The 19,461-nt window shown below is 65.9% G+C and carries 26 protein-coding genes; 6 read left to right on the plus strand and 20 right to left on the minus strand.

The window, feature by feature from the left end:
- Positions 1-15: 15 nt before the first annotated feature.
- The 4 genes from NQK81_RS27515 to NQK81_RS27525 form a co-directional block, all read right to left on the minus strand.
- A complete protein-coding gene (locus NQK81_RS27515) occupies positions 16-723 on the minus strand; it encodes a 7-carboxy-7-deazaguanine synthase QueE (RefSeq protein WP_257483795.1) in 708 nt (235 codons plus the stop codon).
- Between the two features lie 11 nt (positions 724-734).
- On the minus strand, positions 735-1,298 hold the full coding sequence (locus tag NQK81_RS27520; RefSeq protein ID WP_257483796.1) for a 6-pyruvoyl trahydropterin synthase family protein: 564 nt from the start codon (positions 1,296-1,298) through the stop codon (positions 735-737).
- Between the two features lie 294 nt (positions 1,299-1,592).
- On the minus strand, positions 1,593-1,997 hold the full coding sequence (locus NQK81_RS45445; RefSeq protein WP_371878815.1) for an RNA polymerase-binding protein RbpA: 405 nt from the start codon (positions 1,995-1,997) through the stop codon (positions 1,593-1,595).
- Positions 1,998-2,189 (minus strand): helix-turn-helix domain-containing protein, encoded by a 192-nt coding sequence (locus NQK81_RS27525; protein ID WP_072029188.1) that lies wholly within the window; start codon positions 2,187-2,189, stop codon positions 1,998-2,000.
- Here NQK81_RS27525 and NQK81_RS27530 point away from each other — a divergent pair.
- The 3 genes from NQK81_RS27530 (at position 2,104) to NQK81_RS27540 (ending at position 4,597) form a co-directional block, all read left to right on the plus strand.
- A complete protein-coding gene (locus tag NQK81_RS27530) occupies positions 2,104-2,391 on the plus strand; it encodes a hypothetical protein (protein ID WP_257489990.1) in 288 nt (95 codons plus the stop codon). The genes NQK81_RS27525 and NQK81_RS27530 overlap by 86 nt on opposite strands.
- Before the next feature lie 422 nt (positions 2,392-2,813).
- Positions 2,814-4,055 carry a helix-turn-helix domain-containing protein gene (locus NQK81_RS27535; RefSeq protein WP_257483797.1) on the plus strand — a complete coding sequence of 414 codons (1,242 nt, stop codon included), beginning with the start codon at positions 2,814-2,816 and terminating at the stop codon, positions 4,053-4,055.
- Between the two features lie 47 nt (positions 4,056-4,102).
- Complete coding sequence (locus tag NQK81_RS27540; RefSeq protein ID WP_257483798.1) at positions 4,103-4,597, plus strand: flavoprotein; 495 nt, start codon at positions 4,103-4,105, stop codon at positions 4,595-4,597.
- A gap of 97 nt (positions 4,598-4,694) precedes the next feature.
- On the opposite strand, the gene NQK81_RS27545 is transcribed toward NQK81_RS27540, so the two are convergent.
- Complete coding sequence (locus NQK81_RS27545) at positions 4,695-4,949, minus strand: hypothetical protein (RefSeq protein WP_257483799.1); 255 nt, start codon at positions 4,947-4,949, stop codon at positions 4,695-4,697.
- Positions 4,950-5,782: 833 nt separating this feature from the next.
- On the opposite strand from NQK81_RS27545, the gene NQK81_RS27550 reads away from it, so the two are divergent.
- The gene (locus NQK81_RS27550) at positions 5,783-5,998 is read left to right on the plus strand and encodes a hypothetical protein (protein WP_257483800.1); all 216 of its coding nucleotides are present in this window, start codon (positions 5,783-5,785) and stop codon (positions 5,996-5,998) included.
- A gap of 340 nt (positions 5,999-6,338) precedes the next feature.
- Here the strand turns inward: NQK81_RS27550 and NQK81_RS27555 are convergent, their stop codons facing one another.
- The 15 genes from NQK81_RS27555 to NQK81_RS27625 form a co-directional block, all read right to left on the minus strand.
- The gene (locus NQK81_RS27555) at positions 6,339-6,962 is read right to left on the minus strand and encodes a PIG-L deacetylase family protein (RefSeq protein WP_257483801.1); all 624 of its coding nucleotides are present in this window, start codon (positions 6,960-6,962) and stop codon (positions 6,339-6,341) included.
- Between the two features lie 5 nt (positions 6,963-6,967).
- Positions 6,968-7,825, minus strand: coding sequence for a 5'-3' exonuclease (locus NQK81_RS27560; RefSeq protein WP_257483802.1), 858 nt, complete (start codon positions 7,823-7,825; stop codon positions 6,968-6,970).
- A complete protein-coding gene (locus NQK81_RS27565; RefSeq protein ID WP_257483803.1) occupies positions 7,825-8,946 on the minus strand; it encodes a glycosyltransferase family 4 protein in 1,122 nt (373 codons plus the stop codon). Before NQK81_RS27565 ends, NQK81_RS27560 begins: the two co-directional genes overlap by 1 nt.
- On the minus strand, positions 8,939-9,502 hold the full coding sequence (locus NQK81_RS27570) for a phosphoribosyltransferase (protein WP_257483804.1): 564 nt from the start codon (positions 9,500-9,502) through the stop codon (positions 8,939-8,941). The genes NQK81_RS27565 and NQK81_RS27570 overlap by 8 nt, the downstream gene beginning before the upstream one ends.
- Before the next feature lie 15 nt (positions 9,503-9,517).
- The gene (locus NQK81_RS27575) at positions 9,518-10,057 is read right to left on the minus strand and encodes a helix-turn-helix domain-containing protein (RefSeq protein WP_257483805.1); all 540 of its coding nucleotides are present in this window, start codon (positions 10,055-10,057) and stop codon (positions 9,518-9,520) included.
- Positions 10,058-10,126: 69 nt separating this feature from the next.
- A complete protein-coding gene (locus NQK81_RS27580) occupies positions 10,127-11,095 on the minus strand; it encodes a radical SAM protein (protein WP_257483806.1) in 969 nt (322 codons plus the stop codon).
- Positions 11,092-11,406: a hypothetical protein gene (locus tag NQK81_RS27585; protein ID WP_257483807.1), complete on the minus strand. Its 315-nt coding sequence runs from the start codon at positions 11,404-11,406 to the stop codon at positions 11,092-11,094. The genes NQK81_RS27580 and NQK81_RS27585 overlap by 4 nt, the downstream gene beginning before the upstream one ends.
- Before the next feature lie 73 nt (positions 11,407-11,479).
- Positions 11,480-12,514, minus strand: a complete 1,035-nt coding sequence (locus tag NQK81_RS27590) for a glycosyltransferase family 2 protein (RefSeq protein WP_257483808.1) — start codon at positions 12,512-12,514, stop codon at positions 11,480-11,482.
- A complete protein-coding gene (locus NQK81_RS27595) occupies positions 12,511-12,999 on the minus strand; it encodes a DUF6884 domain-containing protein (RefSeq protein WP_257483809.1) in 489 nt (162 codons plus the stop codon). Before NQK81_RS27595 ends, NQK81_RS27590 begins: the two co-directional genes overlap by 4 nt.
- Positions 12,996-13,553, minus strand: a complete 558-nt coding sequence (locus NQK81_RS27600; protein WP_257483810.1) for a formylglycine-generating enzyme family protein — start codon at positions 13,551-13,553, stop codon at positions 12,996-12,998. Before NQK81_RS27600 ends, NQK81_RS27595 begins: the two co-directional genes overlap by 4 nt.
- 3 nt (positions 13,554-13,556) lie before the next feature.
- Positions 13,557-14,336: a reverse transcriptase domain-containing protein gene (locus NQK81_RS27605; RefSeq protein WP_257483811.1), complete on the minus strand. Its 780-nt coding sequence runs from the start codon at positions 14,334-14,336 to the stop codon at positions 13,557-13,559.
- Positions 14,337-14,550: 214 nt separating this feature from the next.
- Positions 14,551-15,258, minus strand: a complete 708-nt coding sequence (gene queC, locus NQK81_RS27610; protein WP_257489863.1) for a 7-cyano-7-deazaguanine synthase QueC — start codon at positions 15,256-15,258, stop codon at positions 14,551-14,553.
- Positions 15,258-15,740 (minus strand): hypothetical protein, encoded by a 483-nt coding sequence (locus tag NQK81_RS27615; RefSeq protein WP_257483812.1) that lies wholly within the window; start codon positions 15,738-15,740, stop codon positions 15,258-15,260. Before NQK81_RS27615 ends, queC begins: the two co-directional genes overlap by 1 nt.
- Positions 15,741-15,888: 148 nt before the next feature.
- Positions 15,889-16,128: a hypothetical protein gene (locus tag NQK81_RS27620; RefSeq protein ID WP_257483813.1), complete on the minus strand. Its 240-nt coding sequence runs from the start codon at positions 16,126-16,128 to the stop codon at positions 15,889-15,891.
- A gap of 1,023 nt (positions 16,129-17,151) precedes the next feature.
- Positions 17,152-17,394, minus strand: coding sequence for a hypothetical protein (locus tag NQK81_RS27625; RefSeq protein WP_257483814.1), 243 nt, complete (start codon positions 17,392-17,394; stop codon positions 17,152-17,154).
- 382 nt (positions 17,395-17,776) lie between these two features.
- On the opposite strand from NQK81_RS27625, the gene NQK81_RS27630 reads away from it, so the two are divergent.
- Both NQK81_RS27630 and NQK81_RS27635 read left to right on the plus strand, forming a co-directional pair.
- Positions 17,777-19,060: a helix-turn-helix domain-containing protein gene (locus NQK81_RS27630; protein WP_257483815.1), complete on the plus strand. Its 1,284-nt coding sequence runs from the start codon at positions 17,777-17,779 to the stop codon at positions 19,058-19,060.
- Entirely contained in the window at positions 19,060-19,437 is a 378-nt protein-coding gene (locus NQK81_RS27635; RefSeq protein ID WP_257489864.1) for a hypothetical protein, read from the plus strand. Before NQK81_RS27630 ends, NQK81_RS27635 begins: the two co-directional genes overlap by 1 nt.
- Positions 19,438-19,461 lie beyond the last annotated feature (24 nt).

Raw genomic sequence — 19,461 nt, forward strand, 5'->3', positions numbered from 1 at the left:
TCAGTGAACTCGGTATCAGTGGCCACGATCGTTCTCCCATAGCAGGGTGTGAAGTCGGGTAGATAGGTGCCACCGGCGGGACAGCACTGGCTCGGCCAGCAGTCGCGTCCGTGCCAGCACAGTGGCGCTGTCGGTGCCCTCCGGCATGATCCAGACCGGCTTGAGGTCGTAGGTCCCGACTAGCTCTTGGACCTCGTCCAAGTCGTTGGCCTCTTGGACGACGAACTTCCAGATGGCTTTCCCGGTGCCGGCGAAGTGACGCAGCACTGCTGGGCGGACGCGTTGATGGCGGCGCAGCCCCGAATGCGCGAGCTTCGGTGAGACGTTGAACCGTGTCACTGCCGAGGTGAGGAAGTCCGTGGGCGAGATGGTGCCGGAGGTTTCGATCTCGATATCGGCGGCGAGCGCGCGCTCCCGAATCTCGTGCACCAGCAGCTCCAGGACACGCGGCTGTAGCAACGGCTCGCCGCCCGTGATCACCAGCAGCTCGGCGGGAGTAGAGGCAAGCCAGGACAGGATGTCGTCGATCGAGAGAACTCGCTGCTCGGCGGCGAGATCGTACCGGGCTGGGTCATGGGTTTGGGGGGTGTCGCACCACGCGCAGGACAAGTGACAGCCGAAGAGGCGGATGAAGTGCGCGTACCTGCCAGTGCTGGGACCCTCACCTTGAAAGGTGGGGCCGAAGGTTTCGTTGACCACGAGGTCGCGGGCTACATCGGACACAGCGGGTGGCTTCACAGGACGTCCGCCGGTCCGTAGCTCGCCGCGTTGAGGTGCGTTTCACGTACGAACACCCGGCCGACCGAGGCTTCGGGAGCACAAGGCAACCCGACGAGTACGGCCTGGCTCGCTCGCCGCAGCAACACCGCCACTGCTTCGACAGTCGGCCAGGGCAAGTCGGCAGCCAGCACTTCCTCACTGCCGACCGCCTCACGGTTGTTCGCGCCGAAGCGGAAGACTTTGGAACCCGCAGTAGCAAGGTGCATAGCGAGCGGATCCCGGATCCCGAGCATGGTTCCGTGATCAAGGTGGGTGTCGATCCATTGCCGAACTCCGGCTTTAAGGGCGCCGAACTCCACGACAGTGCCGTCGCTACTCAGAGCGGGAGCGCAGACGGATACGGTGACCCGCCAGGAATGTCCGTGCAGGCTGGTGCACTTGCCGTTCAAGTGCGGTAGCCGGTGCGCGGTTTCGAAGGTGTGCTCGATGCTGATCAGATGGGCCGTCGGCGCAGCAGCGGCCATGGTGGGCTTCTCCTGGTCGGCGATGATCTGCCCGTTTGCCTCCATGTCGTACATCGCGAGTGCCGGATCCTTTCGCCGCGAGCGCGCACAGCACACGCGTTTCGCTAAACGGGAAGTGGGTGTGGTGTGCGGCGGAAGGTCGAGGGGCGTGAGGTGCCTTCCGCCGCACACCACGCCTCAGTCAATGCCGAATGATCGACGCAATCCAGAGCGCCCATGAGACGCCAATGAGGCGGGGACACTGCGTCGCTCACCCTGACCAGGGAAGCGATGCGACGCCACTGGGCTCATCAGCCGGCACGTGTTCAGCAGGTCGGGTTCCTCAGATGTCCGGCTGGGTGAACGCGGTCAACTGCTGAAGCTGAACGAGTACGTCCTGTCTCCGAGGTAGACGCAGCCAGGCCGCGGACCTCCCTGCCGTTCGATCGCCGAAAGCGCTTCGGCGAGCAGCGCCTCCAGTTCGGCTACGGTGCGCCGTTCGTGCAGTTTTGCCAGGTGTGTCCGAGGCGGCTTCGTCTCCAGAGCCCCGGTCGAGTCGTCGGTGGATGACCGGAATCGGGCGCAGTCCTCGAGCCCATGCTGTCGGCAGCTCCAATGCGATGGAAGGACCGCATCCGCCGCGAAGCGCACGGTGAACACATGCCCACGTGAACACGCGAACTGGGCTGCCACTCGGTCTACGGGATCATCGTCGCGATCAGACTCCACGCTGGCACGACCCCAGCGGTAACCGCGCAACACTGCTCGTCGCATCTATTTGGCGCCGATCTGACGATTGCTGCGGCGCCTGGGCGAGCCGGTGAAAGGCCGGCCGCCTCGCCCACGCAGCTGCACACCGGACTCAAGCAAGAGTCGGTGAATGAAGCCGTACGAGCGGCCAGTCAGCTCGACCAAAGCTCGGATGCTGGAACCGCGTTCGTACTCTTCCCTCAGCTTCGAACGCACGCGGATTCTTGCAGCCCCGGTGACCTGCTTCCTTTTTGTGAGCTTCGAGACCGATGTCATGGGTCAGCCTCTCTGCCCGCGGCAAGTGGTCATTCTCGTTCCAGTTGCAGGCGACGCGAGAAGCGGCTGGCTGCGAGCGGAGACGAAAATGCCCATGCTGCAGCGTCGTGTTTTCGGAAAGAGCGCAATCATTGTCTATTGAGTCCCTTCATGTTCTGTCGTTGGCGATTTGCTGGCTAGTCATTAGTGTGCGGTCAATTTTTGCCAATGAAAATGGTGAAATTGACTCTAAGAGGAATGTTCATGTGTGGACTGGAGGGATTGCGGGGCAGGGGCTTCCTGTCGCGCAGATATTGGCGAACGCCAGTAGAACGCCTGCCGCTTTGTGTTGCCAGAGCGCGTATGGAGCGGTCATAGGGCGCCAATGCGGCGTTGGCTGTTATGAGCTGCGTCGTTGAGTTGGGCAGTGTCGACGTTTGCGCACGATGAGGTGAAGGGTTGGCGATCCCTCGACCAACTTGCTGGAGTGTGGTAGTCCGAACGGGTGCAGCTCGTCGAGGAGGTGCTCGACCTTGATCAGTAGCCGGTTATCGTGGCGGTGACCGGCGAGGCAAGGTGACAGTGATGGGTATGCAGCGAAAAGCCTTTGCGGCTCGGCGCGAGGCGCTCGGCTTCACCCAGGAAACCTTCGCCCAGCAGCTCAAGGTGGAGCTGTCGACGGTCGGTCGGTGGGAGCGCGGAACGCTGACACCGCACGCCTGGAGACGTCCTCGCATCGCTGAGTTACTTCAGGTGTCTCTTGACGAACTTGCAGCCCTCCTCAACCCGTCGGTGGCGAAGCCTGTTGTCAGGCAGCCCTCGTCCACGCAGCGCGAGGTCATGGTGGATGCGGCCCTTGTCGCTGGCGGGGCAGCCATTGACGTGCTGGGCAGGCGTAGCGAGGAATCGCTGTGTCGCCGGATGGACCGAGCGGGAGTGTCGGCACGAGTTGCGGATCTCCATCGGAGATATCAGGCCGCCCGCTACGCCGATGCTGCCCGGCGATTGCCGTCTGTCAGGGAAGCTGTCGATGCTCTGATCGACAACGGGCCAGCGCAGAGGCGGCAGGAGGGGCTGAGGCTCCGGTGCAGTGTGGAGATCGTCGCGGCCAAGCTGGCGACGAAGGGGGGCGACGGCGAGGCCGGTTTAGCCGCGGCTGAGCTGGCGCGCGTAGCGGCTGAAGAGGCTGAGGACACCTTCGGTGTCGCTGCGGCGGCATATCAACGAGCCTGCGCTCTGCTGCGCTCCAGCAGCACAGAGGGCGTTGAACAGATTAATGACGCTGAGAAGCTAGCGGTCTCCGCCGCCACCGCTCTGCGAGGTCAAGACCCACAGAGTGTGACCTGGCGGGGCGCGTTGACCCTGATCGGTTCTGTTATCGCTGCGCGCCGCGCCGACCATGTTGAAGCGGATGAACGGCTCAAGCACGCTGATGAACTCGCACAGCGGCTCGGCGTCGATGGCAACATCGGGTGGACCGCGTTCGGCCCGTCGAAGGTGCTGATCCACCGCACGTCCGTCGCGGTCGCTCTGGACGATCCGCATCGCGCGCTCGCGACGGCGGAGCAGCTGGACATCACTGGACTGCCGGTCGGGCTGAACGGCCGGCAGGCTCAGTTCCACTTGGACAGTGCGTGGGCGCACACACAGCTCGCCGAGGATCCACAGGCAGTAATCCACCTGCTGGAGACTGAGCGTGTGGCTCCAGAACTGGTTCGAACCAACCCGAACGCACGATCGCTGATCGCGGATTTGCTGGCCCGGGAGCGCCGCCAAGAGGTGCCAGCTCTACGTGGTCTCGCGTTGCGAGCAGGGGTCGCGGTGTGACTCCTGCTCGACAGTGTCTCTACCTGGTGGCCTCAGCAGCGCCGCCGGTGTTGCGACTCGAGGAATTCATTCCCCACCTGTCCGCCGACGGCTGGGCCGTGTGCGTGATCGCGACACCGACGGCTGCCTGCTGGATCGACCTTGACGATTTGGCAACGGCAACAGGATGTGTGACACGGGTGCAACCGCGGCCGCCCCGCCAGAGGGAGAAGTCACTTCCGCGAGCCGACGCGCTTCTAGTCGCGCCACTGACCTTCAACTCGATGAACAAGTGGGCGTCGGGTATCAGTGACACGTTCGCGTTGGGTGTGCTCAACGAGATGCTCGGCACCGAAGTCCCCATAGTTGCCGCTCCGTGTGTCAAACCCGTCCTTCGTCGGCACCCCGCGTACGCGGACAGCGTCGTTCGACTGACGAAGGCCGGTGTGACGCTGCTCGACCCGGACACGATCACCACCCGCGCCGAGGACAGCCTGGCCACCTTCGACTGGTCGTACCTCGTCTCCGCCCTGCGCACTGCGGTCACGCCCAATTATGGGTAGATGAGGCGGAGCGACGTTGGCCATGGGGTACGTGCCAGGTGGGCCGAAGTCCCAGGTCAACGGCCCTAAGCGTGTCATGACGGTCATCGGTCATCGGTCAGCTCGGCGGGTCCGGGTCGGTTGGCTTGGGTGGCTCCACGGCGGGCGGGCGCTGCTCCGGGATCTTGCCGTCGGCGTCCTCGGGAGTCGGGGCCGGCGGGCCGGTCTCGATGGAGAAGAGGAACCGCGCCTTGATCCGGACGTGCTCGCCGGGTTGCACCTTATCGAGGACCAGGCGAGTTAGAAGCCAGATTCCGACGAACCTGATCAACAGGAAGACGCAGACGGCAATAACGCCAGTCGTGGACGTCATCGCGAGACCGGTACCGAACTCCGACACGTGCAGCCCTCACCGCTAGCAAGTGCCGAGGCGTCCTCACCAGCCGGTAAAGGATGGTGTACGAAGTGGCGCGTGCCGACACTCGTCGGCGGGGGTGTTGCTCCTGTGTCCCGGCCTCGGTGGCGCCAACAGCTAACGCCAGACGGAGCACAGGCGTCCACACTTGTGGACTGGTGTACATGAGTGTGGCCCGGCGTCGCCGGGTCATGTACTGCTATCTCACTTGCTGCCCTGCCAAGACAGGGCGGACATTGGGTTTCACTATTTGTTATTCATCAATGGACAACGCGTGACTAGCGAGTTCACGCGTCGACCCAAAGTCTGCGACTCAGCATACAGGCTGAGATCGGCCGGGTTGCGCGGACATGCGCGCGATGCACAATCGAAGCTATGTCGATCGCCCCACTTCGGGCGGCCCGCTGGGAGAGAAGACCTTCCGGGGCTACCGACCTCCTCGGAAGGTCTGGGTGGACCTGAGCCAGATCTATCCTGTCGGTCCGCCCAGGGGCGATATCCCGGATGGACTCGACCTCCAGGAGACCGTCCGCGGCGAACTGTCGATGTGGAAGGTCAGCACGAGCGGCTACTGGTTCGGCTGGGTTCAGTTCATGATCAATGAGGACGCGGTGGCTCGAAGGCGGGCCAGTGAGTGCCGGGGTACGTGCTCAAGCCGCGCGAGGAGTAAGTCACTCTTGCGTGCCGCTTGATCATGCTGGCAGGGAATCGACGTCTTACGGCTCGGCCTGAAGTATGGCCGCGTGTCGACTCCCGGCACGTACGTCCAAGGGAAAGCCGGTTTACCGCCCATGAACATCGTGAAGAAGCCCATCGTCGCCACAGCGCTTGCCGCCGCTGCGATGGTCGCGGTCTCGCCGGTCGCGAGCGCGTCCACCCCATCCACGCAAGACGGCAGCCTGGGAGGCGGCGGACTTCTCGGCCTCCAAAATGATGGTGATCTCGGGGGTACCGTAAGCGGCCTTCTCGGCAGCGTCGGCGGCCTCCTCAACGGCGTCCTCGGGTGACCGTGTAAACGCTTAAAAGGCCCCGCCTCCTCAAGAGACGGGGCCTTTAAGCGTTACGGCGCCACGAGAAGTCCGCCGGGAACGACTGGAGGACGGCGGCCTCCTCCAGGGAGATCCGGGTACTGCCGGTGCCGTTGTCGATCCGGCGTCCAGCCTCCTTCTCCATGTGGATCGGTTTTCCGCGCGCCGGAGCCGCCTACCTTCTCGCGGTCCGGGCCGCCGGTCACGCCGGAGCCGATGGCCGAGTATGGGAGTCGCTCCAAGGCGAGATCTGCGGGGCTTGGCTCAATTAGCCATGCGGTAAATATCGATGGCTTGCTACACGATGTGGTTCAGCCGATCACATGGCGGGGGCGACTGGGAGGCGTCCGAGTACGGGCAGGGGCACGAAGTTCTCCGCGTGGTTCACGCCGATGCGGCTTCCCCATAGGCGTGCGAGTGTCTCGGCCATCGGCCCGAAGTGGTCGGTGATCGGCTGGGAGGCGTGTGCCGCGAGGGCGCGTTGTTTTTGTTCGTAGGTATCGGTGATGTCAATGATCGTGTGCGCGGGGATTGGGCCGTCGAGGGTGAGGCTGTTGTAGGAGTCGGCGATGTAGACCCGGTGCGGATGCCCAGTGGCGATGACGACTTCGGGCAGAGCCGCGACGAGTGTGTCGGCGACCGCGCGGTGGTCGGGGTGGACGTCGCGAAGCGGGTGGGTGATGACGACCTCGGGCCGGACGGCGAGCAGTAGTTCGCGCAGCGTCGCCATGGTGAGCTGGTCGTATTGGTACAGCGTGGCCCCCAGGATCGTCGCGCCTGCCGCGGCTTCGGTGTCCCGTCCTGGTTCGGCGTGGCGCGGGACGGCGATGGTGACGGCGGCCCCGGAGGCGGAGCAGCGTGCGAGAGTTCCGCCGGCCCAGAGCTCGGCGTCGTCGGGGTGGGCCATCACGGTCAGCACTGACGCCGGCGTGGTGAACGGCACGCCGCTCACCACAGTCCGAGCTTCTCGATGACGTCGGCGGGCTTGGGCAGTTCTCGCGTGGGATCGCCGGTCGGGTGGTGTGGGAGCGTGAGATCGGTGCGCATCCGGATGAGCTCGCGCCAGGCGAGTACTTGGTCCCAGGTCTCCGCGACCTTGGCCTTCCTCGCGCCGGTCAGCCGTCCGGAGTCCGGGAGCTGGTCGAGGTGCAGCCCGCCTGCCAGGAGCGTGGCAGCCGTGCCTTCGCCAATCCCTTTCACGCCAGGGATGTTGTCCGCGGGATCGCCTTTGAGGGCGCAGAAATCGGGCCACTGCCCGGGAGTGACGTTGTAGCGTTCGGTGACCTCGGCGGGGCCGATGTGCCGTCGGCCGCGTTTCATCACGGTGTTGAGCGCACGGACGTGCTCGTCGACGAGTTGGTAGAAGTCGCGGTCGCCGGACATGATCCAGATCCGGCGGCCGGGTTCGCGTTCGCGGGTGGTGGCGACGAGGGTGGCGATGACGTCGTCGGCTTCGGCGGTGTCGATCTCGATCCAGTGGATGCCATAGCCGGACAGGGCCCGCTGGACGTGCGGGATCGCGCGCAGGGGTTTGAGGGCGGCCTCGTCGATGACACGGTTGGCCTTGTAGTCGGCGTCGCTGTCCTTGCGGTCGGCGGTGCCGTGCTCGCCGTCGAACACGACGAGGACCTCCGGTGCTTCCGGCATCTCCTCACGGATCGCGACGCGGAGCAGGGCGAAGAACCCGAACTCGGCCGTGAGATCGCGGGTCTTGTCGCGGGAGAGGATCGCGGCGGGAAACCCGAAAGCCGCTCGCCAGAGCAGGTTGTGACCGTCTACGAGGAGCAAAGGGACGCCAGCAGGCATCACCGCACCGCCTTTACGAATGTCTCGGCGACTGTGGTGGGCAGATAGTCCCGCGAGCGGTAGTACGCAGCCCTGGATAGGTGTGCGTAGCGTACTGGATCTGCGAGTAGCTGTTCGGCGGCGCGCCAGAGGCCGTGTTCACCCCACGATCGGGGGACGATCACTCCGCCCGCGTCGTCACCGGTGCCGACCAGGGCGGGCAGGTTGCCCACGTCGAAGGCGACGACCGGGGTCCCGACACCCATGGCTTCCAGCGCGACCAGCCCGAAGGTTTCCCGTAGCGAGGGCACGATCACTGTTGCGGCCTGCGCGAGCCAGGATGGCACCCGGTCCCAGTCGAGGCCGCCGCCGTGGACGGTACCGAGTGTGAGGTGGGCCGCGGAGTAGCGGCACTGGTCCAGTTCGGCCGCCTGGCCGCCGACGGCCACCTCGAACCCGGCCTCGCCGACGATCACCTCAACCGTGCGGTCGACCAGGCGTCCGGCGTCCAGCAAGGCACGGACGTTCTTCTCCGGCCCGAGCCGGGCCAGGATCCGGATGGGGCCATGCCGTCGCAGCGCCTCGCGTCGCGAGTCGGGTGGTGGTGCGAGGTCGTGCAGCAGGGCGTTGGGCACGACCTGCCAACCGCCGGTGTCATAACCGCGACCGTGCGCCTGAACGAGCACCGTCTGAGACGGTGCGATGACCAGGTCTGCACGGCCCAGGGCGGGCTCGAGGTCCTGGTCATGCCCGACGACGTGCATGGCCAGCACCGAGCGCGCCCGGCTGATCGGTGCGGCCCTGCCGAGACCCCATAAGCCGTCGGTGTAGACGGCGACATCGACCTGGTGCTCGCGGTACACCTCGCAGAGTTCGGCGGCGAGCAGGGCGTCCTGTCCGTGGGTGCTGATCGCGTCGCGCAATTCGTCGTCGTCGCAGGGGAAGGTGACGCCCACCGAGCCCACCCGCATCACGGTGTCATCCGGGGTGGCGATCGGGGCGGCGGTCAGGATGAGGCTGTGGTGGCCGAGCTGGCGCAGGCCGTGTGCGAGGGCGGCGGTGGCGCGTTCGATCCCGGCCGGCGCGTTCGGGGTGTAGGAGGCCAGGACGAACGCGACGGTCAGCGGGGGCGCGCTAGACATGGCGGAAGGCATTCTTCGGCGGCGGCAGCGTTGTGGTGGCGGGGTCGGCGGGTGGCTTTTCCCAGGGAAAGACGACCCAGTCGGAGACGGTCCAGATCGAGTAGTCGGGCCGCGTGGTCGCCCCGGTGTTGAGGCAGAGGACCGCGGTCAGGATCTGGGCGTCCGGGCCAAGCAAGGGGGTCAGGTCGTCGTGGACGCGGCGAAGTGTGGCACCGCTGCCACAGATATCGTCCACCACCAGCACGCGGCCCCTGAGTCTTTGACCGTTGAGGCCGCGGGTCAGCGGGGTGAGATCGAGGGACACGTTGCCGGTGGCCTGCTGGTAGGCGTCGTCGCTGGTGTTGTGGCGGGCGCGGACGATGCGGGCGTTCAGCCGAAGTGTGGACGCGATGAGGTGGGCGGGCGAGACACCGCCGTTGGCGATGCCGATGACGCGCTCGACCGACGAGTGATCACGTAGGACCGCGTCAGTCAGAAGCGTGGCGGCGTCGTGGAGAGCCTCTGGCGTCACGCGCCAGATCCGGTGATGGTCGAAGTCGCGTTGTGCTGTGGTCATTCGAGGGTCTATTCCTTACAAGGCAGGGGATATCGCGTCAGCGAGTTGGATGCCTGTGTCGTGGACGGTACGGAGTTCTTGCAGGGCTTGTACGAGGTCGTATTCGGAGGTTCCGGCGATGCCGGCCATCGCAGACAACGCGGTAGCGTCGAGCTCTTCGACCAGGATTCGTTCCGCCGGGGATTGCTGGGTACGGACCTGTGCCCACCGTCGGAGAGGCCGCAGCCTGGGATCGGTGGTGTGCGCGAGGCCAAGGAGGTCGACCTTGATCCGAGTGCCGTAGTGACCGCTGAACGCGAGTGTCGTAGCGCGGCGCAGTAGCTCGTCTGGTTGCTTTTTCAGCACAGCGCACACTTCGACCAGCCGCTCGACGGATATCCGGCGCGTGCCGAGTTCATAGCTGGCGAGCGTTTGCAAGGAAAGTTCATCGTCGCCTGCGCACATCGCGGCACGCATCTGTTTGCGGGTCCAGCCGCATTCTCTCCGCGCGGAACGCAGCAGTTCACCCAGAGCGCGTGCGAACTGGTCGAACTGATCACTCGTCGGCGTGTTCATGGTCTGTCCTCCGTAATGCGGCGCGTGCTTGGGCGCTGGGCCGGATTTCGACGTCGTCCGCGGAGCTGTTCATGCTGAGCCATCGCGTGCGGTCAGTGCGAGGTCGCTGGTCGTGCGCAGGGGGTGAAGGGAGCTGATGGCGTGCGCGCCGGGCTGGTTGCGCCAGATCTGGCCGTCGGCGCGGATCACCGTGAAGCCTCCGGCCGCCTCGCGAGTACGCAGTCGCACGGGTACGTCCGCGGTGGAGCTCAGTTCGGCGAGGAGAGCGAGAGCTTCGTCATCGGTCAGCTGCTCGTCGTCGGCCATCGCGGCGCCTTCGCCGATGGGGAGCATCTGCAGGAAGGTCACTCCGCTCACTCCCAGGGGCGCGGCCAGGGCAACCATCGCTCGGATGCTGACCCGGGCCGTAGATCGCAGGAGCACGGCCTGAATCTGTGTCGGGATTCCCTGGGCGATCGCCGCCCGGATTCCGGCGATGGCCTGATCGAAACTGCCGGCACCGCGCCACCGGTCGTGGCGTTCGGCGTCCGGGCCGTCCAGGCTTACCCGTACGGCGTCCACGCGGGCGGCCAGGGCTTCGGCGCGGCGGGCCAGGTGTGTTCCGTTGGTGGTCACACTGACCGCGCACCCGCCCGCGACGAGCACGTCGATCAACTCAGGCAAATCGCGCAGCAGCAGCGGTTCGCCGCCGGAGATGTCCACACCCAGGAGTGCGGACTCGGCGAGCAGGTTCGCGATGCGGTAGCGCTCGGCCCGGCCCAGTTCGAGGACGGACTTGTCGTCCAGGCAGTACGGACAGGCCAGGTTGCAGCGCACCAGGGGCGACCAGCAGACGCTGATCGGCACGTCCGCGTGCACGGCCGCCGGGTGGATTTCAGGCCAGGAACCGACGTCAGTGCCGGACAACCGGACGCGCCCGGAGCCGAGGGCGGTGCTGGCGCGGTGAGACAGTCCGGTGAGCGGATCATGGATGACGCTCTCGTTGCCCTGTGTTCGCGCCGCAAAAGTACGTGTCGTGGTCGTGCGTGGTGCCGTCATGCTGTGTCCTGCGGCGGCAGCATCGGCGAGACAAAGAGTTCCTCGAACGGCTTCGGGCCGACGTACTGGCGGCAAGTACAGGGCACCCACTGGTTGCCGATCCAGGAACCGCCCTTGGTGCGCGCGTCCCTGTGCAGTATCTGGCCGTGGCACTCTTTGGTGTCGGGGTCGTGCTGTTCCAGCCCATGCGAACAGCCACAGACCGGTTTCGGAGTCGTGCCTGCACCTGTTTGGCGGCGGGTCAGCTTGCCCGCCAGAAGCCCGGCGCCGAAAAGGCCAGCGCCCACCGCGAGGGAGATAGGGTCGATCATCGCGCAGCACCTTCTTTCTGGTCGGTGTCGTGGCGGCATTCGATGTTGGTGGCCGTCGCTGGCGTAGGTGGAGTCATCGCAGTACCTCGCAGGAGCGCAGTAGCTCGGTCATTTCGGCGGTGAATGAACGGGAGCGGCCGGTTGGGGCGGGGCGCCGCATGAGGTCCCAGTAACGGGCGAGGGTGTCGGGCCAGCTGGCGAGTTTGCGTTGCCATTGCTGGTCGGCGTCCGGGGGATCGAGGTGGAACCCGACGGCTTGCCGGAGCGGTATTACCAGCAATCCCGACGCGATCAGGCACGCGCCAAGGTAGGTGTCTTCCATTCCCCAGCCGATTCGACCGAACTCGGGGTCGAACCCTCCGACGTTGAGGACAGCGGTGCGGGGAACGGCGACAAGGGCGGTGACGACCATGCGGGGGAGGTCCCAGTCGACATAGCGCTGGCCGTAGCCGAGGTCGAGGAAGTCTCGGGTGTGATCCAGCGGGCGGCCGTCGAAGCGCTTATCCAGGGTGATGCCGGTGTAGAGCAGAGGTCGGCCGACCGGTGGCCGCCAGACGACTCGGTGGTCGGCCGCGAGGTCCGGGTGATCGGCGAGCACTCCCCGTCCGCCCTGGTGCAGGTCGTAGGGGAGGTTGTGGCGGAACCCGACGAGCACCGTGGTGTCGGTCGCGCGGGCGGTGATGTCGGTGATCACGTGCGGGGGCAGGACCATGTCGCCGTCGAGATAGAGGACGGTTTGCCCGCGGGCCAGCGCGGTGCCGAGGTTACGTGCGGTGGCCGCGCCCGCGCGTTCAGGGATCCGCAGGACGGTGGTGACGATCGGATGCACGGCGGCGACGGCGGCTGTGGTGTCGATACTGGCGTCGTCGACGACGATGACCTCGAACCTGTACCGGTGGTGCTGGCCTTCCAAGGCGTCAAGCACAGAGGGAAGGCAATAGCCGACGTTGTGGGCCGGGATGACGACTGAGAGGGTGCGCACGGCGGCCAGCGGAAGGCCTGACGGCGTGGGCTCGTGCCAGTCGATTCCGGACACGGCTTCCCAGCTTCGGGTGCTGCTGGTGTGAAAGTTGTTGCGGTGCAGTAATTCCTGATGCAGCGTGATCACGCCCACCCCCAATCCCGGAGGTGTGGCACTCCGTCGCGCCATGCCCTCGGATCCGGGATGATCGTGATCTGCCCGAATCGGGCGGGATGGTCGAACACTCGTTGTAGAGCGTGCAGATACAGCGGCTCGACCAGGATCAGCACGTGCCGCAGCGACGGTGCGTCGGCGAGTTCGGTGTCCAGTTGCGCGCCGACCGTCCGCTCGTGCAGGCGCGCGGCAGCGGCCCGCGTCGTGAGCCGGTGGTCGTAGGTGCTGATCAGCGTCTCAGGTCGCAGCAGGCCGTGGGCGCCGGACAGGATCCGGATCCGAGCTCGGCGAATGGGATCCGCGGCGAAATGTTCTCGCGCGCTCGGGACGCATCCGCCCTGGTAGAGGTCGAGCGCCTCGACCGGTGCGGCGGTGACAAGCTTTCGTCGTGAGCAGTTGAGGATGATCAACCCTTGGTCGGGTGCGAGGACGCGAGTGGTGGGCGGCCGGAGAGTCATGGCTCGCGCACCACCCGCATGCCGATGCCACGCGAGCGCAATTCCGCGGGAGCGGCGTTGAGGAACGTGCATTGCGCGTACAACGTTTGCGAGGCATAGGAACCGCCCCGGATGACGGCTCCCTCGCTCATCGAGGTGCTGGCGGTCCACTCCCACACGTTGCCCGCGACATCGAGCATGCCCTCGGGTGTGACTCCGGCGAGATGCGTGTCGACCGGGGTGACCGTGTCGTGCAGGGAATCACGGAGGTTCGCGAACGCCGGCTGCCAAGGGCTGGCGCCCCACGGCCAGCGACGGCGGCTGGGACCTGCGGCCATCCATTCCCACTCCGCCGAGCGCGGCAACCGGCCGCCCAGACGACTGGCGATCTGGGTCGCCTCGGCGTGGCTGATCTCTGTGACGGGGTACCGCGGCCCGAGACCAGGGTGTTCGCTCGGCAGGTGTCCGCAGGCGATCGGGGTGCGCGTCCACAACAGGGTCGGGACCTTGACGGGACGCCCTGCATCCCCGTACGCGCAGAGTCCGCCATCGATCTTGATCCATTCCAGGTGCATGCCTCAGCCGCCGATCAGGAACAGGTCTTCGACGTTGGCGTCGTTCCGGATGCGGCTCTTGCGCTCGTTGGGACGTAACCGAAGCCGCAGTAGCGCGTCGCTGATGGTGTCGAAGGCCTCGTGCGCTTCCTCGCGGGTCGGGGCAAAGGCGGCATAGTTGTCGGCGAAGCGAACGACGCGAAGCTGCGGGAGTTGTGTGTCCACTTGGGACAATCGAAGGTTGATCAGCAGAGGTGCCAGGCCGGAGCCCGCCGCGATCGGGCTCGGCATCGCGGCAAGCGCCGTACGCAAGCGGGCCAGGAAGGTGCCGTCGTGGATGTACTCGGCGTGCCAGTCGATGACCTCGTCGATCGTCGCGCCTTCGGACACCGACGCGACATCGAGATCGGCGATCCAACGGAAGCCTGCCTGATGATGCACGGCGGCCTGCCGCAACGAGGTTATGCGATTTCGGCGTGGGCGGAATCCCGAGACCCAGTCGTGGAAGGCGCTCGCTTCCAACACCGGCTCCAACGCGGTGCGCAGCGCGCGGTGCACCAGACGGTCCCGCACGGTGGGGATGAAGGTGTGCATCTGTTTGCCGGTATAGGTGGGCAGCCGGACCGTCCGGACAGGTCCGGGTCGCCAGGTGCCCTCGGCGAGCTCGAGGGCCAGTTGCGGCAGCATCACGTGGGCCTCGCTGCGTAGCCGCCCCCAGGTCATGCCGTCGGCACCGGGGGTGGAGGCCCGCCTGCCGCACTGGCGCAACGCGCGGCGCAGACGCTGCTCGGACAGCAGCGGCATCAGTGAGTGCGATTGCGGCCCGGCGTCCGGGGACGCTGGCGCGGTTACGTCCGGGTGCGCTACCGTGCTGGGTGCTTGGGCGGCAGGAACGATCCCCTCGCCACGCTGTACCGGCTCGCTACCCGACACGCGCGAGCTGTAGCGGTGGGAACGACGGCCCCGCCCAGGCCCTGCCGGTGATCCGAACTCCGCGTCCGCCATCGTCGTCATCTCCTCACGCGTTGCCGTAGTTGGTGGGGTCGGGGATGCCGTTCTGCTGGAACGCTTCCTTGCGTTCGGTGCAGGTCCCGCACGTGCCGCAGTGCGTCGTTCCGCCCCGGTAGCACGACCACGTTTTCTCGAACGGCACGCGGAATGCCGCGCCGATCCGGACGATGTCGGTCTTGCTTTGGGTGATAAACGGAGCGAGGATCTCGAAATCGTCGTCCAGAAGTCCGTCGTTGGCGACGCGGGCAGACCAGGCGTACCGCTCGACGAACTCCGGGCGGCAGTCCGGGTAGACGGTGTGGTCACCCGCGTGTGCGCCGAACGCGACCACGTCGGCGTTGCGGACAACGGCTAGCGAGACCGCGATGTCGAGCATGATCGCGTTGCGGTTCGGGACGATCGTCGCTCGCATCGACTCGTCGGTGTAGTGGCCGTCAGGAACCGGCACGTCGGCGTCGGTCAGCGCGGAACCAGCCAGCAGCCGGCCAAGCATCGCCAGGTCAACGATCTCGTGTGGACAGTCAAGCAGTCGCGCGATCTCAGCTGCGTGCTCCAGTTCGACCCGGTGCCGTTGACCATAATCGAAGGACAAGAGCGTCAGCTCTGCTCCGCGCTGGGCTAGCCAGTACGCCAGCACAGTGGAGTCCAGACCTCCGGAGGCGATCACAATGGCGTGCCGCGGGTGCCGCGGAGCAGGCGAGCCGATCGGCACGATCACCACGTCCCGCACGGTGAGGACGCCCAGCGGGCAGCGTCGGCCACTGTGGTCCACGGCGGAAGGGTCATGTGCGGCTGTGGCCGCTCAAGCCACCGGACGCCCTCCGTCACGTTGTCCGACGCGGGAAGCAAAACAGCGTCACCACGCCGTTTCCAGCCGATCTGCGTGCGCACCAGATCACCCCACGACGACATGCGCATCGTCGTGCGCGGCTGGGTAAGGAAAATCCAGTCATTGGGATCACCTGGAACCACGATGATGGGCACCCGCAACATGTGCCGCGCAAGGAAGTTGTTGACCTCCGCGCCGGACCCGGCGCGCATAATGAGCGCGTCGACCGTGGTACCGAGCTGGAGGTAGACGTCGCCGGAGACGCTGTCGATCGTGGTTGGCCACGCGAATACGTCGCGGTAATTCCGCACACGTTGGCCGGGTTGCTGCTCGGGCTGCGCGGGTGGGGCGTCGATGACGGCGGTCATGATTCGTTCCTCCTCGAGAGAGTTGGGCGTTGGGCGCGGCCGAACGGGAGGCGTCGAGTAACCACTCCCGCCCGGCCGCAGTCGGTGTCGCGGACGTGCTCAGCCGCTAAGGCACCACGGGAAAGCCGACCTGGCCCGCGAGGTCTGGCTAGACGGCCCCCGCTCGGTGCGACGGTTGATCCGCGAGCAGGACATCGCGCAGTGCCGCACGGAGCTGCCCGGCCTCGACGTTGGTCAACCGGGCGAGTCGCCCGCCCGGCAGCTCGATCTCGACGTCCGCGGAAGTACGCCGCCGTAGGTGCAGCGCGGACCGATGGCCGTCGCCGTCGCGGCAGTCGACCCTGCGGTGCTGCCAACCCAGCCGACGAAGCAAGGCGGCGGCGGGCACGGTGTGACATGGCCGCCTCATGGGCCCTCGGCCTTCCTGATCAAGCCGAGGCCGTGGGTCCCGGCGGTCGCGATCGCGTACCGCAGGACTCGGTTGGGGGGCTGGCGCGGCGCGCGGCGGTGCGAACCTGCATAGGCGGACTCGGCTTGCTGCCGTCGCCGCCACGCCATACGCAGCAGGCAACAGATAAACGTCAGCGCGGCACTGGCCGTGATACTCAAGGGGATCATGCGCCCTCACCCCTGGCGGCGGGGATCGCGGCGGGACCAGATATCGGGGTCGTGGTCCCGCCGCGACATGGCGACAGAGCAGGGCGCTCCTCGGCAGTTGGGGGAAGACAGCCAAGGTTCTGCTCCGCCGTGCTCGTCGTGTCCGTCGTCGTGACGGCGCCAGATATGGCTGGCGCGGGCGTGGCCGCCACCTCAGTGGCATTCATGACGGCAGAGCGGAACTTCGCGGCGGCCCCGTAGTCGAAGATCGCGCTCTCCCCTGGGGGAGCCACGACCACGACCTCCGAGTCGCGCACGGCAACACACAGCGCCCGTTCACGGCCGTTCACGTCACGGCACGCGATGGACCAGGATCCGGTGTTCGTCATGCGGCCACCACCTCGCGCGGTGTCCCTACTCCATTCCCGTCGACACACCGGCTGCACGAACAAACACGGCACAGCGAGCTGAGTCTTTGGGTATCGCGACGCGCGTGGCGCCACGAATCGCTGGAAGAGCATCATTACTCCAATAGTCAGCGAGTCCCTATTTGATTTATTGCGTCGGATTGTCGTCCACGCAGTTGTCAAAGCGTTCTCGTAAGCCTCACGGTGTCCAGGCGGTCCTGGTCCGGCGTAGCAGCGGCCCGTAGGCGCTAATTAGCTAAACGTCTGTAACAGGTCCCGGTCCAGAGCGGCTATGTGGCGTCGATGCGGCGTTCATAGATCGTTGCCCACGCTGACCTGCCCGAAGTCCGAAGCACTGCCGTGCTTGACGGACGGGGAAACCAGCACCAGCGCGCTTGCCGCCCAATTCAATGCTCTCTCCGTAGGAGGTGCGGTTTGTCAAAGCGCTGATAGTAGATTTCGAGATAGAGACGTTCCTCGGACTCGATATACAACCGACCCTGCTGGTCTAGCTCAAGGCTCCATATCGCCACGTCGGCTTGGGCCGGCGCGGCGAACCACGCGGCAGCGGCGGTGAACACGTCGGCATAGTCGACGCCGCTGACAGTGTGAAGCTGAGCCGTAGTGACGGCATCGAGTGGGTGGGGCATGGAATCGACTCCTCTGCACAGGTTGGGTGGATGCTGGTACTTACCGATTCCGGTTCGTCGGACACGCAGGCAACCGTGGGTGTCCCTGCATGGGCTGCTCGGCGCGCAAAGTCCTCATCCGCAGACCAGCGGCTGTGTGGGTCCACCTCTGCGGCGGGTGCTCGTCCGGATCGGAGCGAAGCCAGTCAACGCTCGGTGATCAACAACAGCCAGAGCGTCAACGCGGCGATCATGAGGCGGCCATGAGGCGTCACTAGGTCTGACCTGCGCAAACACCTCTCCGGCGTTCGTAGTCCGAACGGGTGCAGCTCATCGAGAGGGTGATCAGCCTTGACCGATAGCTGGCTATCGTGGCAGGTGACCAGCGGGCGAGGTGATGTTCATGGGTGACCGGCGAGATGCCTTCGCCGACCGGCGCGAGCAGATGGGTTACACCCAGGAAAGCTTCGGGTTGGCGGTGGGAGTGGAGTTCTCCACCGTCGGACGCTGGGAACGGGGCGACCTGACCCCACATCCGTACCGCCGCTCACGTATCGCCAAGGCGCTCAACGTGAGCCTCGCTGAGTTGGGGGCCTTGCTGACGCCGCCCCGGCAGGCTCCTATCGTTGATGTTGTCCACCCCCACCCTGCGGAGGCCGACGACATGAATCGTCGAGACCTGCTGCGCTTGTTCAGCGTGACGGGCGCGTTGCTCGCGCTGCCTGCTGACGAGGCAGTTGCCGGCGATGTCGACGGACTTACCGCAGCGGCATACACCGGCAGGGTGGACGCCGCCAGTGCCGCGGAGTTCGCCCAATTCAACTCTCACCTGTGGCGTGTGTTCGCGCTGTCACCGACCAAGGCGCAGGTACTACCACTGGTTCGAACCCAGCTTGACGTGCTTACCGACTCTCTACGCCGACCACAAACACCAGGAGTTCGACGGCAGCTGTGCGAACTGACCGCGGACTTGTACCAGCTGGCTGGAGAGATCTCCTTTGACGGCGACCGGTACACCGACGCCGCCCACTGCTACACCCTGGCGGCGACAGCGGGCAGGGAAGCCACAGCTTCCGACCTCTGGGCCTGTGCGTTAACCAGACACGCCTTCATCGCGGTATACGAGCGACGGTTCGCCGAGGCCATACCGCTGCTCGAACTGGCCTCCAACCTGGCCCGCCGCGGCGACCCTGCTCTCTCCACCCGACAATGGATCGCCGCAGTGCAGGCAGAGACTTTCGCTGGCCTGGGTGATCTGGATGCCTGCCAGCGTGCACTAGACACAGCCGCCGAGGTCCAGCACATGAAAGGCCTGATCCACAACGGTGGTTGGCTCCGGTTTGATGGCTCCCGTCTGGCCGAGGAACGCGGCACATGCTATGTCAACCTGGGCCGCTACGACCTCGCCGAGGCCGCCCTGACCGATGTCCTGGCGGGAGACCTGACTGCCCGCCGGAAAGCCGGCGTTCTCACCGACCTGGCGATGATCGGAGTGCACCGCCGCGATCCTGATCAGGTCGCTACCTACGTCAACGCCGCCCTGGCCACCGCCCGCCACACCGGCTCCGGAGTCATTGCCCGCAAGCTGCGCGGCCTTCAGCCGAATCTGGCTCCTTTGCTCACCCACCAGCAGATCCAGCGACTCGACGTCGAGATCACCGAACTCGTTGGCAATCGCGCCACATGATGGAGGACGACAAGATGCAGCAGAATGACCGTGGCCGCGTGTTCCGCGAGGCCTGGATCGCCGGAGTCACCAAGCACTACCCCGGCGAGCCCAAGCCCGGCTACATCACTCCGTGGGACGAGACCCCGGACTGGGAACGCGACGCCGCGACCGTTGTGTACGACCAAGTCCTCGCCTTCATCGAGGCCACCGGTGGCGCCACCGCGAAACTCACCTCAGACCAGAAAGGGCGCTTCGTCGCGCTGTGCTGGATCGGCCAGATTTACAAGCACTTCCCCAACCCGAAGTCGTCCTACGTAGCGGACTGGGGCGATCTACCCGACTGGCAGAAGGCGACGGACATCGAGATCTTTGAACACATCGAACAACACGCTTGAGCCATTGACGGCATTGGCAGACAT

The organism is Amycolatopsis roodepoortensis, from assembly GCF_024628825.1.
Lineage (GTDB): Bacteria > Actinomycetota > Actinomycetes > Mycobacteriales > Pseudonocardiaceae > Amycolatopsis > Amycolatopsis roodepoortensis.

Bases quoted from the DNA above. Each gene is read 5' to 3' on its own strand.
- NQK81_RS27520 (WP_257483796.1), bottom strand. From the start codon at position 1,298: ATGTACGACATGGAGGCAAACGGGCAGATCATCGCCGACCAGGAGAAG.
- NQK81_RS45445 (WP_371878815.1), bottom strand. From the start codon at position 1,997: ATGCGACGAGCAGTGTTGCGCGGTTACCGCTGGGGTCGTGCCAGCGTG.
- NQK81_RS27530 (WP_257489990.1), top strand. From the start codon at position 2,104: ATGAAGCCGTACGAGCGGCCAGTCAGCTCGACCAAAGCTCGGATGCTG.
- NQK81_RS27535 (WP_257483797.1), top strand. From the start codon at position 2,814: ATGGGTATGCAGCGAAAAGCCTTTGCGGCTCGGCGCGAGGCGCTCGGC.
- NQK81_RS27545 (WP_257483799.1), bottom strand. From the start codon at position 4,949: ATGACGTCCACGACTGGCGTTATTGCCGTCTGCGTCTTCCTGTTGATC.
- NQK81_RS27550 (WP_257483800.1), top strand. From the start codon at position 5,783: ATGAACATCGTGAAGAAGCCCATCGTCGCCACAGCGCTTGCCGCCGCT.
- NQK81_RS27560 (WP_257483802.1), bottom strand. From the start codon at position 7,825: ATGCCTGCTGGCGTCCCTTTGCTCCTCGTAGACGGTCACAACCTGCTC.
- NQK81_RS27565 (WP_257483803.1), bottom strand. From the start codon at position 8,946: ATGTCTAGCGCGCCCCCGCTGACCGTCGCGTTCGTCCTGGCCTCCTAC.
- NQK81_RS27570 (WP_257483804.1), bottom strand. From the start codon at position 9,502: ATGACCACAGCACAACGCGACTTCGACCATCACCGGATCTGGCGCGTG.
- NQK81_RS27575 (WP_257483805.1), bottom strand. From the start codon at position 10,057: ATGAACACGCCGACGAGTGATCAGTTCGACCAGTTCGCACGCGCTCTG.
- NQK81_RS27580 (WP_257483806.1), bottom strand. From the start codon at position 11,095: ATGACGGCACCACGCACGACCACGACACGTACTTTTGCGGCGCGAACA.
- NQK81_RS27585 (WP_257483807.1), bottom strand. From the start codon at position 11,406: ATGATCGACCCTATCTCCCTCGCGGTGGGCGCTGGCCTTTTCGGCGCC.
- NQK81_RS27595 (WP_257483809.1), bottom strand. From the start codon at position 12,999: ATGACTCTCCGGCCGCCCACCACTCGCGTCCTCGCACCCGACCAAGGG.
- NQK81_RS27600 (WP_257483810.1), bottom strand. From the start codon at position 13,553: ATGCACCTGGAATGGATCAAGATCGATGGCGGACTCTGCGCGTACGGG.
- NQK81_RS27605 (WP_257483811.1), bottom strand. From the start codon at position 14,336: ATGCCGCTGCTGTCCGAGCAGCGTCTGCGCCGCGCGTTGCGCCAGTGC.
- NQK81_RS27615 (WP_257483812.1), bottom strand. From the start codon at position 15,740: ATGACCGCCGTCATCGACGCCCCACCCGCGCAGCCCGAGCAGCAACCC.
- NQK81_RS27625 (WP_257483814.1), bottom strand. From the start codon at position 17,394: ATGCCCCACCCACTCGATGCCGTCACTACGGCTCAGCTTCACACTGTC.
- NQK81_RS27630 (WP_257483815.1), top strand. From the start codon at position 17,777: ATGGGTGACCGGCGAGATGCCTTCGCCGACCGGCGCGAGCAGATGGGT.
- NQK81_RS27635 (WP_257489864.1), top strand. From the start codon at position 19,060: ATGGAGGACGACAAGATGCAGCAGAATGACCGTGGCCGCGTGTTCCGC.